Source organism: Paenibacillus azoreducens, assembly GCF_021654775.1.
Lineage (GTDB): Bacteria > Bacillota > Bacilli > Paenibacillales > Paenibacillaceae > Paenibacillus_AQ > Paenibacillus_AQ azoreducens.
The window spans coordinates 2,427,074-2,441,422 of sequence record NZ_AP025343.1 but is presented as its reverse complement, the minus strand read 5'-3'; the positions used below and the strand labels follow the sequence as shown (position 1 = coordinate 2,441,422).

Annotated in this window: 13 protein-coding genes; all 13 read right to left on the bottom strand. The window is 51.0% G+C overall.

Going from position 1 to position 14,349, the window contains the following annotated elements:
- Positions 1-207 precede the first annotated feature (207 nt).
- On the bottom strand, positions 208-849 hold the full coding sequence (pyrE, locus tag L6442_RS10360) for an orotate phosphoribosyltransferase (protein ID WP_212980116.1): 642 nt from the start codon (positions 847-849) through the stop codon (positions 208-210).
- A complete protein-coding gene (gene pyrF, locus L6442_RS10355) occupies positions 846-1,583 on the bottom strand; it encodes an orotidine-5'-phosphate decarboxylase (protein WP_272880329.1) in 738 nt (245 codons plus the stop codon). Before pyrF ends, pyrE begins: the two co-directional genes overlap by 4 nt.
- A 14-nt stretch (positions 1,584-1,597) precedes the next feature.
- A complete protein-coding gene (gene carB / locus L6442_RS10350) occupies positions 1,598-4,813 on the bottom strand; it encodes a carbamoyl-phosphate synthase large subunit (protein WP_212980115.1) in 3,216 nt (1,071 codons plus the stop codon).
- Between the two features lie 2 nt (positions 4,814-4,815).
- Positions 4,816-5,946 (bottom strand): carbamoyl phosphate synthase small subunit, encoded by a 1,131-nt coding sequence (locus L6442_RS10345; protein ID WP_212980114.1) that lies wholly within the window; start codon positions 5,944-5,946, stop codon positions 4,816-4,818.
- A gap of 355 nt (positions 5,947-6,301) precedes the next feature.
- Complete coding sequence (locus tag L6442_RS10340) at positions 6,302-7,582, bottom strand: dihydroorotase (RefSeq protein WP_212980113.1); 1,281 nt, start codon at positions 7,580-7,582, stop codon at positions 6,302-6,304.
- 95 nt (positions 7,583-7,677) lie between these two features.
- Positions 7,678-8,580, bottom strand: coding sequence for an aspartate carbamoyltransferase catalytic subunit (locus tag L6442_RS10335; RefSeq protein WP_212980112.1), 903 nt, complete (start codon positions 8,578-8,580; stop codon positions 7,678-7,680).
- Between the two features lie 2 nt (positions 8,581-8,582).
- A complete protein-coding gene (gene pyrR, locus L6442_RS10330; RefSeq protein ID WP_212980111.1) occupies positions 8,583-9,140 on the bottom strand; it encodes a bifunctional pyr operon transcriptional regulator/uracil phosphoribosyltransferase PyrR in 558 nt (185 codons plus the stop codon).
- Positions 9,141-9,433: 293 nt separating this feature from the next.
- Positions 9,434-9,688, bottom strand: coding sequence for a twin-arginine translocase TatA/TatE family subunit (tatA, locus tag L6442_RS10325; protein WP_212980110.1), 255 nt, complete (start codon positions 9,686-9,688; stop codon positions 9,434-9,436).
- Between the two features lie 59 nt (positions 9,689-9,747).
- Positions 9,748-10,503: a twin-arginine translocase subunit TatC gene (gene tatC, locus L6442_RS10320; protein WP_212980109.1), complete on the bottom strand. Its 756-nt coding sequence runs from the start codon at positions 10,501-10,503 to the stop codon at positions 9,748-9,750.
- A gap of 83 nt (positions 10,504-10,586) precedes the next feature.
- Positions 10,587-11,228, bottom strand: a complete 642-nt coding sequence (locus L6442_RS10315; RefSeq protein ID WP_212980108.1) for a helix-turn-helix domain-containing protein — start codon at positions 11,226-11,228, stop codon at positions 10,587-10,589.
- A gap of 192 nt (positions 11,229-11,420) precedes the next feature.
- Positions 11,421-12,674 (bottom strand): LL-diaminopimelate aminotransferase, encoded by a 1,254-nt coding sequence (locus L6442_RS10310; RefSeq protein WP_212980107.1) that lies wholly within the window; start codon positions 12,672-12,674, stop codon positions 11,421-11,423.
- Positions 12,675-12,812: 138 nt separating this feature from the next.
- Positions 12,813-13,736 carry an RluA family pseudouridine synthase gene (locus tag L6442_RS10305; RefSeq protein WP_212980106.1) on the bottom strand — a complete coding sequence of 308 codons (924 nt, stop codon included), beginning with the start codon at positions 13,734-13,736 and terminating at the stop codon, positions 12,813-12,815.
- The gene (lspA, locus tag L6442_RS10300; protein WP_212980105.1) at positions 13,733-14,230 is read right to left on the bottom strand and encodes a signal peptidase II; all 498 of its coding nucleotides are present in this window, start codon (positions 14,228-14,230) and stop codon (positions 13,733-13,735) included. Before lspA ends, L6442_RS10305 begins: the two co-directional genes overlap by 4 nt.
- Positions 14,231-14,349: the final 119 nt, after the last annotated feature.

Sequence of the window (14,349 nt, the reverse complement as noted above, 5' to 3'; positions counted from 1 at the left end):
CCCTTTCACTTAATAACAATTATTTCAAAATTCCATAAATTAAGCAATCACTTCATTCCAGCTTCTTGAGCTTTCATTTCTTTGCCCGCTCATAAAACATAAGCCTTATCTATCAAAAAAAATAGTGGATAGTCTATGTAATATTAAACATAGTATCCACTATTCATTATAGTAGGGTTAACCAGGGGCTGCTTTTTGTATTCCAGTTTATACGCCGAAGGAAGAAGGATCTTCTCTCCAAGCTTTCAGTGCCTGAATGTCCTCGGGCTGAATTTTGCCTTGCTCCAAAGCAACATCCATCAGCGCCTCATAATTGGACAAGCTCTGGAACGGAATTCCTGCGTCTGCAAAGGCTTGTACGGCCTTGTTCAGCTGATAGTTGAAAATGGACAACACAGCCTGGGCTTTGGCTCCGGCTTCATTTACCGCCAGGGCGGCTTTGATGGAGCTGCCTCCCGTGGAAATCAAGTCCTCGATAATAATGGCTTTTTGTCCCGGCTTGATGATCCCTTCGATTTGATTTTCTTTGCCGTGGCCTTTCGCTTTATCACGGATATAGGCCATGGGCAGGTTCATTTTTTGCGCCACCCATGCGGCATGGGGAATCCCTGCCGTCGCCGTTCCGGCGATTACCTCGGTATCCGGATACTGCTCACGGATGATAGCGGCAAAAGATTCGGCGATGTATTCGCGGACTTCAGGGTACGACATTGTAAGCCGGTTATCGCAATAAATTGGCGATTTGATACCGGAAGTCCAGGTAAAAGGTTGTTTCGGACGAAGCGCCACCGCCTCGATTTGCAGCAAATATGCCGCGATTTGATGTGGAATCCCTGCAAGATTCGTCATGCTCCCATCATCTCCTTAATGATTTGTTCCGCAGCCTCTCTCGGCTTCTCGGCCATCGTAATCGGCCGTCCTACAACAATATAGCTGCTGCCATTCCGGATGGCGTTTCCCGGCGTTAAAACACGCTTCTGGTCGCCCTGATCGCTGCCCGCAGGACGGATGCCCGGGGTCACGGTCACAAACTCGCTTCCGCACGCGGCTGCGATATCGCCGGATTCCTGTGCGGATGCTACCACGCCGTCCAATCCGGCAGCCTGTGTCAGCTTCGCATAACGGATCACTGCATCTTTGACGGTGCCGGGAATGCCAATCTCCCGATTAAGCATTTCCTGTCCCGTGCTCGTCAATTGGGTCACTGCAATCACAAGCGGCTTGCTTAGGGACGGATCTGATTGAAGGGCCTTGTCCACTCCTTGCAGAGCCGCCTCCATCATATCCTTGCCGCCTGCCGCATGAACGTTAAACATGTCCACACCAAGACGGGTGATGCTTTCCGCTCCACCCTTGACCGTGTTTGGGATATCATGCATTTTCAAATCCAGGAACACCTTGTAACCCCGGGTTTTCAAATCCCGCACAAAAGCCGGGCCTGCAGCATAATACAGCTGCATGCCCACCTTCATGTAACAGGGGATGCCTTCAAGCTGCTGAAGCAGCGCCGAAGCTTGATCCGCATCCGGGTAATCCAGGGCCACAATCAAGCGGCCCGCCATTTCCGTATATCGTTCATTCATAAGTTTCGTTCCCCCTAGCGCTCAGCAAATGCCGGCATCGCTTGGGATGAGAAGTTGATAGTGTCCAGCATGTTCAGCAGCGCTCTGACCGTATCCAGCGAGGTCATGCATACAACCCCGTTCTCAACCGCTTCACGGCGGATGCGGAACCCGTCACGCGCCGGCGTTTTGCCTTTGGTTAGCGTATTGAAGACGAACTGGGCTTCGCCATTGCGGATCAGGTCGAGAATATTCGGCGTACCGTCGCTCAGCTTTTGCACCGTTGTCACCAGAATTCCGGCTTCGCTAAGCGCCTCGGCCGTTCCGCCTGTCGCGTAGATTTTGTAGCCGAGCCGTTTAAAGCCTTTCATCAGCTCAACCGCTTCTTCTTTGTCCTTATCGGCCACCGTCACGATGATCGCGCCGGTTGAAGGAATTTTCATCCCCGCGCCAATCAAACCTTTGTACAAAGCTTTGGCGTATTGCAAATCGCGTCCCATCACTTCGCCCGTCGATTTCATTTCAGGTCCGAGCGTAGGTTCTACCCTCCGCAGCTTCGCAAAGGAGAATACCGGTACCTTAACCGATACGTATTCGCTCTCTGGCCACATGCCTTCTTCGTAGCCGAGATCCTTCAGATTGTTGCCGAGAATCGCTTGCGTCGCAAGATTTGCCATTGGAATGCTGGTTACCTTGCTCAGGAACGGCACTGTCCGGGAAGAACGCGGGTTAACTTCGATGACATACACTTCGTCTTTGTAAATAACGAACTGGATGTTGACAAGACCGACAGTTTTCAATTCTTTGGCGATGCGGGTCGTGATGCTGACGATTTTATCTTTCAGATGCTGCTCCAGATGCTGCGGCGGGTAAACCGCAATCGAGTCGCCGGAGTGTACGCCGGCGCGTTCGATATGCTCCATGATGCCCGGAATAACCACCGTTTCGCCGTCGCAGATGGCGTCGACTTCAACTTCCTTACCGAGCATGTAACGGTCGATGAGAACCGGATGTTCCGGATTGATTTTGACCGCCTCTTCCATGTAACTGAGCAGTTCGGCATCGGAGTAGACGATTTCCATGGCCCGTCCGCCGAGCACGTAAGAAGGTCTGACGAGAACCGGGTATCCAAGCGCCTGGGCGGTTCCCACCGCTTCATCCACCGATGTCACCGTGCTGCCTTTCGGCTGGGCGATATCGAGGCGAGAGAGCAGGGCTTCGAATTTTTTGCGGTCTTCCGCTTCATCGATGCTTTCCAGGGAAGTTCCGAGAATCGGAACGCCCGCCGCGCTCAGCGGTCCCGCCAGGTTAATGGCAGTTTGTCCGCCGAATTGCACGATGACGCCGATCGGTTTCTCCTGTTCGATGACGTTCATGACATCTTCGAAGAAGAGCGGTTCAAAGTACAGGCGATCCGAAGTGCTGAAATCCGTCGACACCGTTTCCGGGTTATTGTTGATGATAACCGCTTCGTATCCGGCGTTCTGGATCGCCCAGACCGCATGCACCGTCGAATAGTCGAACTCGATCCCCTGCCCGATCCGGATTGGACCGGAGCCGAGCACAACCACTTTTTCCTTGCTTGTTTGCGTTACTTCGTTTTCCGTTTCATAAGTCGAGTAATAATAAGGCGTTGAAGCTTCGAACTCGGCTGCGCAGGTATCTACCATTTTGTAGACCGGACGCAGTTCCTGCTGCAGGCGGTATTCCCGTACTTCCGCTTCCTTTGTATAGCTGTCTGCCAGCACCAACGCGCGCAGTTCAGCAATTGCCCGGTCGGTAAAGCCTAACCGTTTGGCTTCATACAACGTTTCGGGAGTCAGTTCTTTTTGCTGGATTTGAGCTTCGAAAGCGATCAAACCTTGCAGCTTATCCAGGAACCACCAGTCCACTTTGGTCAGATCCTGGATGGTTTGCAGATCATAACCGCGGCGGAAAGCTTCGGCGATCAGGAAGATGCGCTCGTCATCGGCTTTAATGAGACGTTCTTTAAGTACATCTTCGCTCAGTTCCTCCGTACCTTTCAAGTAGAAGCGGTGTACGCCGATCTCGAGGGAACGGATCGCTTTATGCATGGATTCCTCAAACGTCCGTCCGATCGCCATCACTTCGCCGGTCGCTTTCATTTGCGTTCCCAGCTTGCGGTTGGCATGTATGAATTTATCGAATGGCCAGCGCGGAATTTTGCTTACGATATAATCCAGCGTCGGCTCAAAACATGCATAGGTTTGGCCGGTAACCGGATTGACCAGCTCGTCAAGCGTATAACCCAAAGCGATTTTGGCGGCCATTTTCGCAATCGGGTAACCTGTCGCTTTGGAAGCAAGCGCAGATGAGCGGCTTACACGCGGATTCACTTCGATGACGTAATATTGGTAGCTGTGCGGGTCAAGCGCGAACTGTACGTTGCATCCGCCTTCGATATTCAAGGCGCGGATGATTTTCAGAGATGCCGATCTCAGCATTTGGTATTCGCGGTCGGACAAGGTCTGGCTTGGCGCTACGACGATGCTGTCGCCGGTATGTACGCCTACCGGGTCGAAGTTTTCCATGTTGCAGACTACGATGCAGTTGTCATTTGCGTCGCGCATGACTTCATATTCGACTTCTTTCATGCCGGCGATGCTTTTCTCGATCAGGCATTGTCCGATCGGGCTGTAGCGGATTCCGGAGGAAACCGTTTCGCGCAGCTCTTCCTCGGTTGCGCAAATGCCGCCGCCGGTACCGCCAAGCGTGTAAGCCGGACGGACGATGACCGGATATCCGACTTCTTCCGCGAAGGCAAGCGCTTCTTCCAACGTCGTGACGATCGTGCTTTCCGGAACCGGCTGCTCCAGCTCGCGCATCAGGTCACGGAACAGGTCGCGGTCTTCCGCTTTTTCGATGGATGTCAGCTGCGTTCCGAGCAGCTTCACGTTCTCCTGTTCGAGAATGCCTGCTTTCGCCAGTTCAACCGCCATATTCAGACCTGTTTGGCCGCCAAGCGTCGGGAGCAGTCCGTCCGGACGCTCCTGGCGGATGATTTGGGTGACGAAGTCGAGCGTAATCGGTTCGATATAGACTTTGTCTGCCATATTCGTATCCGTCATAATCGTTGCCGGGTTGCTGTTGATCAGTACAACCTCGACTCCTTCTTCTTTGAGCGCTTCGCAGGCCTGCGTGCCCGCATAGTCAAATTCCGCCGCCTGACCGATTACGATCGGGCCCGAGCCGATAACAAGGATTTTCTTAAGCTGTTTATTTAGTGGCATAATTAACGTTCTCCTTTCGCGGCTGCAGCAAGCTCAGCTTGGCGCGGATTCGCCGGATGTTGTTTTTTATGTTCTCTGATCATATCCAGAAACTGATCGAAGAGATAACTGTTGTCATACGGTCCCGGCGCCGCTTCCGGATGATACTGCACGGTGAAGGCCGGATAGGTTTTATGTTTCAATCCTTCGATCGTTTTATCGTTGTTGTTGATATGAGTAACTTCAAGTTCCGTACCGGCAATCGACTGCTCGTTAACCGTATAGCCATGGTTTTGAGAAGTGATGTAGCAGCGGTTCGTTCTCAAGTCTTTGACCGGGTGGTTGCCGCCGCGGTGACCGAACTTGAGTTTTTCCGTATCCGCGCCGCAAGCAAGCGCAAACAGCTGGTGTCCGAGACAGATCCCGAAGATCGGGTACTCGCCGAGAAGCTCCCGGATCGTATCGATTGCATGCGGTACGTCTTTCGGATCCCCGGGGCCGTTCGAGAGCTGGATTCCATCCGGATTCAGGCGGCGGATTTCGTCTGCCGTCGTGTCATGAGGCACTACCACCACATCGCAGCCGCGAGCGGTTAATTCGCGCAAAATACCTGTTTTCGCGCCATAATCCACCAGAACGATCCGCTCTTTGGAGCCTGGGCTGCTGTACACATGCGGGGTCGAAACGGTTGCTACCTGATTGGTAAGCATCGGGCTGCCCGCCAGGCGTTCTCTCAGCTCTTCAACCGATGCAGCCGAAGTGGTAAGAATGCCTCTCATCGTGCCGTGCTGGCGAATCATCCGGGTCAGCATGCGCGTATCGATGCCGCTGATGCCGACGATGCCGTATTCCTTCAATAAATTGTCCACGCTGTATTCCGCGCGCCAGTTGCTCGGCACCGTTTCATGGCGGCGCACGACGAATCCGTGCACGTATGGCGCTGCGGATTCAAAATCATCGCGCGTAATTCCGTAGTTGCCGATCAGCGGGTATGTCATTGTCACGATCTGTCCGCAGTAGGATGGATCCGACAGCACTTCCTGATAACCCGTAATTCCCGTATTGAATACAACCTCGCCTGTTCTTTCGCCTTCGGCTCCGAATGCACTGCCTGTAAACAGTGTTCCGTCCTCCAGAAGCAATCTTGCCTGCATTCCACTCACTCCTCTGTCAGATACGTATGTTTTGAGGATGCTGCAAAAACAAAACTTTCCCCGCAGCATTCTTCTTGTCTTTTCTATTTCTTCTATATAAGTTGAACCAATGAAAGTATGGAAGAGGGCAGCCGGGTGAAATGTTCTTTCGATCGCTGTTGCTCCCAGATTTCTATGATTTAAACTCATTCATGTGTCGAAATCCGCTCACAAAGCGTATGCTTACGATGCTAGCTTTCCTACGGAAAGCTTTTAGGCGAACGCTTCGCTTCTCCGTAAATCTTTCTCCCTCTTGCCTGTTCCTTATCCTTTTCTTTAGTTCAACTTACAGATCAATCTTTGGGCAGGGCGGCCGTTATTCGGCCCATACCACCTTGCCGTCCACCCATGTTTTGACCGGCCAGCCTTTCAGCTTCCATCCGGTAAACGGCGTGTTCCGTCCTTTGCTTGCAAATTGGTTCGGATCAACCTCTTTTTCAGCATCAAGGTCAATCATGGTCAAGTCCGCAGGCGCTCCCTCTTCCAGCTTGCCGGCATTCAGTCCAAACACTCTCGCAGGATCGGCCGTCATGCGGCGAACCAGAAACGCAAGATCCCAAAGCCCTGTCTCCACGAATTTCGTGTACAGCAGCGGGAACGCCGTTTCGAAACCGACGATGCCGAAAGGTGCCATTTCCATTCCTTTGGCTTTTTCTTCTTCGGTATGAGGCGCATGATCCGTTACGATCATGTCGAGCGTTCCATCCTGCAGCGCTTCGATACATGCCTCTACATCACGTGGCGAACGAAGCGGAGGATTCATTTTCCAGTTGGCGTCAAGGCCCGGGATATCTTCATCGGACAGTATCAGGTGATGCGGGCATACCTCCGCGGTCACGTTAATGCCAATCGATTTGGCTTGGCGAATCAGCCTGATGGATTGCTCGGTGCTGACATGGCAGACATGGTAGTGAACGCCCGTCGCTTCGGCGAGGAGAATGTCACGGCCGACATGAATCGCTTCCGATTCGTTCGGGATGCCTACAAGCCCATGCTTTTCGGCAAATTTGCCTTCCGTAACACATCCCTTTTCAACCAGCGAGTTTTCTTCGCAGTGCGCGATTACCGGCATATCCAGCTCACGTGCCATCCGCATCGCATTTTTCATCATTTGGGCATTTTGCACGCCAACGCCGTCATCCGTAAAGCCGATGGCTCCCGCAGCCTTAAGCGCAGTAAAATCGGTCAGTTCCCTTCCAAGCTCTCTCACCGTAATGGCCGCATAGGGGAGAACCTTGACGATTCCCGCTTCACGGGCTTTATCCAGCACAAGCTTCACCGTTTCCGGATTATCCGTTACCGGTTTGGTGTTTGGCATGCAAGCAATCGTCGTAAAACCGCCTTTGGCTGCCGAACGGCTTCCTGTTTCAATCGTCTCCTTATGTTCAAAACCAGGCTCGCGCAAATGAACATGCATATCGATAAGTCCAGGCGTTACCAGTTTGCCGGCGGCATCCGTAATCTCCGCACCCTCCAGCGGTTTCCACTCCGAATCCCCATCGATCAGAGTGCGGATGACCCCGCCCTCCATAACGATGTGTTTAGTCGTAATTTCACCTTGTTCATTCAACACGTTGGCATTTGTAATAATGTGCATGCTGTTTCCCTCCGCTCGTTGATTTCTATTGTATAATATTAATTCAGATTTGTGTATATTTATTAATATGATGGCGTAAAAATTCCTGCCCTCGCCTACCTTAACGCTCTTTCCATAACTGCCATCCGTACCGGAACCCCGTTGCTCATCTGTGTGAATATGGCCGACTGCCCACATTCAACGACCGCATCATCGATTTCCACGTTCCGATTCACCGGTGCCGGATGCATAATCAGCGTATGCTTCGAAAGCTTTGCCGCACGTTCTTCTGTTAATCCGTATTGCGCCCGATATTCCTCTGCCGACTTCAGTATGCCGGATTCATGCCGCTCGAGCTGTACCCGCAGCATCATCACGACATCCGATTTCAGCGCTTCGTCCATTGATACATAAGGAGCGTCAAGCTCCGGCGCCGCCATATTGGCCGGGGCGCAAAACTTAACCTCGGCTCCAAACTTTTGCAGCGCCCATAGATCCGATCTTGCCACCCGGCTGTGCGAAATGTCGCCGATAATGGAGACGCTCAGTCCCTGTAGAGTCCCGAACCGTTTCTTCATCGTAAACAGGTCCAGCAGCGCCTGTGTCGGATGCTCATTGTTTCCGTCCCCCGCGTTAATCAGGGGCACCGAAATTTTGCCGGCCAGCTCTTGGAGGGCGCCTACCGGCTTCAGCCGGATGACTCCGGCTTCAATCCCCATCGATTCCAGCGTTTTGACCGTATCGTATATCGATTCGCCTTTTTCCACGCTCGAGGCAGCGGCCGCAAAGTTGAGCACCTGGGCGCCGAGCCGTTTCTCGGCCATCTCGAAGGAAAAACGCGTTCTTGTGCTGTTTTCAAAAAACATGTTGGCTACAAACCGCGAGCTTAAAACCGGGATCAATTTTTCTTCGTGCCCCGCCCAATATTCGGCCCGATCCAGAATGGATTCGATTTCGCTTCGGCTAAGATCCTTTAATCCGAGCAAGCTGCGTTCCTGAAGCTTCGTCATCGTCATCATCGTTATTTCTCCTCCCGGTTTTGGAAAATCGTTACCTCGTCTTTGCCGTCGGTTTCCGTCAGCGCGACTTCGATCTGCTCCTGCTTCGAGGTGGGCACGTTTTTCCCGATATAATCCGGGCGAATCGGCAGTTCGCGATGTCCTCTGTCCGCCAGTACCGCTAACTGAATCATCTGCGGCCTGCCGCAATCCATCAGCGCGTCCATCGCTGCCCGAATCGTCCGGCCGGTGTAGAGCACATCATCGAATAAAATTACTTTTTTCTCTCGGATTTCAAGAGCTTTCAGCTCTTGGTTCACATCCAAAGCGACTTTCGGATCAACAACCTTCTGGTCATCCCGATAAGCAGTGACATCCACCGCCCCCCAAGGGACCGGCGTTCCTTCGATCTGAAGGATTTTGTCGGCAAGCCGCTTCGCCAAAAACTCGCCCCGTGTTTTGATTCCGATCAGGACGCAATTTTCAATCCCCTTGTTTCTTTCCAAAATCTCGTGCGCAATCCGCGTTAATGCCCGGCGGATCGCAGCTTCGTCCATAATGACATGTATTTCGTTACTCATACCTCTTCGCACTCCTTTTTATAAGCGATATTGATACATTATCACCCGTGAACATGCAAAAAACTCCTTGCCGTAATCGGCAAGGAGTTAATATCGTTAGACGTAATTGGACGCGAGGGATTCTTTCGGAACGGCGCAAAATAGACATGCGCATGCCGCGAAAGTGAACCTCGGTTCACGTTACCTTGCCAGCCTCACGGGACTGAATTAAAGGTGCATATTTAACTACAGAGAATTATGACAGACCTATTCCGTAATGTCAACAGTCGTATCCCCGAAAAATTTATGGTAATTTATTCCGGAAGGTTGCGGGACTGCATTGATTCAGACTTAACCCCAGTCGCTTGATCCCCTTCCGCTTGCCCGGTAGATTGCGTTTTGCGCGGAGCCGGTTTACCGTCACCGAAAATCTCATTCATTTCCCGCTTGAACTCGCGGAGCGTCTTTCCTGCGGCACGCCCCAGTCCTGGAAGCTTGCTTGGCCCGAACAGCAGAAGCGCCAGCACGGCCAGCAAAATAAATCCCGGCACACCGATATCGCTAAGCATAATACGAATACCTCCTATCAGACTTAAACATTCAGAACCGGCAATAACGGCTTGTCCGTTTACACCGCCCCATAGTTCATTCGGTCTCCATATTCCGTGTCCAAACGCCGCTGCTTGCGGTAAACGACGCGCGACATGAGCACGCTGATTTCATAAAGCGCGATAAACGGCAGCGATACCGAAATATGCGAAAAAAACTCGGGCGGAGAAATCATGCAGGCGATAAAGACCAGCACCATATAAGATACTTTACGTATTTTTACAAGCTTGGCCGGATTCAAAATCCGGAGTCTCGTCAAAAACATGACGATCACCGGCAGCTCGAAAGCCAGCGAGACCGGTACGACGATATTCGTCAGGAAGGAAAAATACTGCGCGATCCCATAAGTTTCAACCAAACCTAAATTTTTCGTCATATCGGTTGTAAACCGGAATGCCATCGGAAAGACCACGAAATAGGCAAAGGCGAAACCGACGATTATCAGCACAAAAGCCGCCGGAATATATTTGAGTGCCGCTTTTCGCTCATCCTTCCGCAATCCCCGTTTGACAAATCCCCAGATCTGGAACAAGGTGAACGGCACGGCCACGATCATAGATAATGCCGCGGAGAGATACATATAAATTTTAATCCCGTCAAAAGGACTGAACGCGTTCCAGGCAACCAGCGAGGCCGGCGGTCGGCTTTTCAGAAAATGCAGAACATCATCGGTAAAAAACATCGCCGTAATCATCGACGCCAAAAAAACGGCGAGAATCCAAAACAGCCTTTTCCGAAGTTCGGACAGATGTTCCGCAAATAAAGACCAGTTCACACGATTTAACAGGCCAATCAGCTCCCAAGCTTAATCAAATGTCATTTCCATACATTACACTTTAACATTTTTGACTTTAAAAATCACGAGGATCTTCGTAAAAGCTCAAGCTGCTCCATGACGATCTGGACGGCAATGGCATCGTCAATATAACCAAAGGGAAAATGGAAATCAGGGATAATATCCGCCGACAGCACAAAATACAAAAGGGCGCTTCCGATGACGTACTGCTCGGCTGCAGGCAGCTGTCCAGAAGCATAATCGCGATAAAGCTCGCGCAGCAGGTCAATGTAGTAACCTGCGCTTCGAAGCTGATCCAGCTTGGCTAAAAAGGAGCTTTCGATCAATTCCTTACCTTCCTCCGTTTGTGCATATGCCTCATATTTATGCAATTCCTTGCGGATTTGGGTTGCCATATTATCCACATTGACTCCGCTGCCTTCAAGCGCGTCCCGCAGCTCTCCGAGACTGTCTTTAGGTTCTGCCGCTTCAAAGCCGGCAGCGGTTAACAGATCCAACAACGGGATATCCAAATGCTGGGCAAACCGCTGCAAATGCTCCAGTTTGGGCTGCTGTTTTCCGCTCGCGATCCGCGATATGGATGCCGTATCCATCCCTATTGCCGCACTTAGTTTCCGCATAGACATGGATTTGGCGGATAATGCCGATTTAATCAGTAAACCAAGCCTGTTTTGTTCCTGAAGTCCTTCGCCCTCCAATACCATAAACTACATCGCTCCTCTCCCCGGTATACAAGAGATATGTTGTCGTTTTATCAACAGTATATGATAAGAACAGGAACTTTTTCTCAAAGACTTCATTAGAGTTACGAGGAATTTTACGAATTTATTTGCTGCAAAAACAATGGACAGCCCAAGGATGAAAAAATCCTTAAGCTGCCCTTAGATAGAACTTGTTTAAAATTCAAATTCAACGTCGCTCAGACGGTTTTTGATTTCATTGATTACGCGTTGTTCGTCTTCTTCCCCACTCGCGATAAACGTCACGGAAAAACGGACGAAATGGCCGGCATCATCCCAAGGCACGCTGGAAATCAGTTTTTCGCGGATCAGGTATTGGGAGAAATCCTCGCCGGAGTTGAAACGGATGCCGCCTTTGATTCCTTTCGGCGCTTCGACGTACAGGAAAAAGGAACCTTTCGGTTTCTCGGCTTTAAATCCAAGTTCGTTCAGCGCAGCAACCAGCATGTCATGCCTGCGGGAATATTTGGCTGCGATACGCTCGGTAATTTGCGGGTTATACAAACCGTATGCGGCAGCCTTTTGAATCGCGATGAATTGTCCGGAATCGTTATTGTCCTTCACGTCGCCAAAAGCCTTCACCACTAGCGGGTTACCGGCGATAAAGCCGATCCGCCAACCGGTCATGTTGTAGGATTTGGACAGAGAATGAAGCTCGACACCTACGTCTTTGGCTCCGGGAACGGACAGGAAGCTGAGCGGTTTAAGCCCGTCATAAGTTAACGCTGCATACGGAGCGTCGTGAACGATGATGACATTATGCTTCTTCGCCCACGCTACAACTTCGCTGAAAAACTCTGCGGTCGCGCTTGCTCCCGTCGGATTATTCGGGTAATTGAGATAAAAAAGCTTTGCCCGCTTGGCAATATCTTCCGGAATGGAATCCAGGTCAGGCAGGAAGTTGTTTTCCTTCTTGAGCTCAACATTGTATACTTCGCCGCCCAGGTATTTAGTATGTGTGCCCAGCACCGGATAGCCAGGTACGGTCATAATCGTTACATCCCCAGGGTTGATAAAGCATGAGGGCAGCATCGCAAGCGCCGGCTTGGAGCCGATGGAATGCAGAACCTCCGTTTCAGGGTTAATGCCTTCTACATGAAAGACTTCCTTCAGGTAATGGGCGGCGGCTGCCTTGAACTCAGGGATACCGTTGTCGGCATAACCGCGGTTTTCAGGCTTGGCCGCTTCCTCCGCCAGCTTGGCGACAATGCCTGCATCCGCCATTTCATCAGGTTCGCCAACGCCAAGATCGATCAGTTCGACATTCGGAAAATCCTTTTTGGCTTGCGCTTTGGCCCGTTTTATTTTTTCAAACTTATATATCGCCGTATCCTTACCGTAATTGGCCCCGCCAATCCGGTCGGCAAAATTGTTCTGAATATACGTGTTTTGGTAATGCTCGATGCTCATATGTTTACTCATCTCCTATTTAGGGGTTGTTCAAAAAGTCCGCTTTTGACCACGCACATTAAGGCAAAAACTCTAACCCTAAATATGAAGGAATCCATGGCTGAATGCCATGGATTATTTATCGCATCATTTGCATTTTCACCGGCTGCGCAAGTTTTCCAGCAGATTCTCCATATCCTCCGGAAGCGGAGCCGCAAACTCCATATATTCCCCGCTCGAAGGATGAACGAATCCAAGCACTTTGGCGTGAAGTGCCTGCCCATCCATTTTGATCCCTTTGCTGCGCCCGTATACAGGATCGCCTACCAGCGGATGTCCGATAAATTTCATATGGACGCGGATCTGATGGGTCCGTCCTGTTTCAAGCTGCAGCTCAAGCAAGGTATAGTCGCCAAAGCGCTCCAATACAGCAAAATGCGTAACCGCATGCTTGCTGTTTTTATCCGTCACCGTAAACATTTTACGATCCTGGGGATCACGCCCGATGGGCGCGTCAACAGTCCCTTGATCATGGCTTACATTGCCATGCACCAAAGCGACGTATTTGCGTGTAACGCTGTGATCTTTTAGTTGGGCGGCAAGCGAAGCATGCGCCTTATCGTTTTTGGCAGCCATCAGCAGGCCCGAAGTATCCTTGTCGATCCGGTGCACGATTCCCGGCCGCAGCTCCCCGTTAATCCCGGACAGGTCTTTGCAATGGTACATCAACGCATTAACCAGCGTTCCCGACGAATGGCCGGGAGCCGGATGAACGACCATCCCCCGCGGCTTGTTCACAACGATTACATCACGATCTTCATAAGCGACATCGAGCGGAATATCTTCCGGAACAATCTCCACAATCGATGGTTCCGGCACGGTTACTTCCAGATGATCGCCTTCGGCCAGCTTGTAGTTGGCTTTTACAGCCTTGCCGTTTACCATGACATGGCCGGATGCGATCCATAACTGCACTTGAGATCTGGATACCTCATCTTCCCAGGATTCTGTGATGTATTTGTCGATCCGCTCTTTGGCGTAGGCCTGGTCGATGACCCACTCCCTGATCTCGTTTTCGCTCACACCGTTTCATTCCCTTCTTCGCTCTCGCTCTCTGGTGCCGTTTTTTTCATATCAAGCAGCGAATCCAATAAAATCAGCCCGACGCCGACAACGATACAGGAATCCGCAATGTTAAAGATCGGGAACGTATAACTTCCGAAATTGAACATTAAAAAGTCCACAACTTCCCCGTTTAACGCCCGATCCAAGAAGTTGCCGATGGCTCCTCCCAATACAAGGCTAAGCGCCAGCGGCAGCAGTTTCCGGGAAGAAGTTGCCCGCACTCGCTGCATGTACCAGATGATGGCGACCACCACAACGATGGTAATGGTAATAAAAAACCATCTCTGGTTCGGGAGAATGCCAAAAGCGGCGCCGCGGTTGCGGCTGGAAGTAATCAAGAAAAAATTACCGATGACAGGAATCTCCTGACCGATCTCCAAATTCTTAGCAATGATAAATTTCGTTCCCTGATCCACTAAAAACGCGATAAAAGCGAGAATGTAATAAAACACTGTCTCAAGTCACTCCGTTCTTATCAATTAAGCCGGCAAAACCCTTCGGCTTGATGTCGTGTAAGGACCTGTATATTGTAGCACAGCATCTCAGAAATCGTCCATTAACGACCATCCCC

Bases quoted from the DNA above. Each gene is read 5' to 3' on its own strand.
- pyrR (WP_212980111.1), bottom strand. From the start codon at position 9,140: ATGAGTAACGAAATACATGTCATTATGGACGAAGCTGCGATCCGCCGG.
- tatA (WP_212980110.1), bottom strand. From the start codon at position 9,688: ATGCTTAGCGATATCGGTGTGCCGGGATTTATTTTGCTGGCCGTGCTG.
- L6442_RS10310 (WP_212980107.1), bottom strand. From the start codon at position 12,674: ATGAGCATCGAGCATTACCAAAACACGTATATTCAGAACAATTTTGCC.
- L6442_RS10340 (WP_212980113.1), bottom strand. From the start codon at position 7,582: ATGCACATTATTACAAATGCCAACGTGTTGAATGAACAAGGTGAAATT.
- L6442_RS10335 (WP_212980112.1), bottom strand. From the start codon at position 8,580: ATGATGACGATGACGAAGCTTCAGGAACGCAGCTTGCTCGGATTAAAG.
- pyrE (WP_212980116.1), bottom strand. From the start codon at position 849: ATGACGAATCTTGCAGGGATTCCACATCAAATCGCGGCATATTTGCTG.
- carB (WP_212980115.1), bottom strand. From the start codon at position 4,813: ATGCCACTAAATAAACAGCTTAAGAAAATCCTTGTTATCGGCTCGGGC.
- pyrF (WP_272880329.1), bottom strand. From the start codon at position 1,583: ATGAATGAACGATATACGGAAATGGCGGGCCGCTTGATTGTGGCCCTG.
- L6442_RS10345 (WP_212980114.1), bottom strand. From the start codon at position 5,946: ATGCAGGCAAGATTGCTTCTGGAGGACGGAACACTGTTTACAGGCAGT.
- L6442_RS10315 (WP_212980108.1), bottom strand. From the start codon at position 11,228: ATGGTATTGGAGGGCGAAGGACTTCAGGAACAAAACAGGCTTGGTTTA.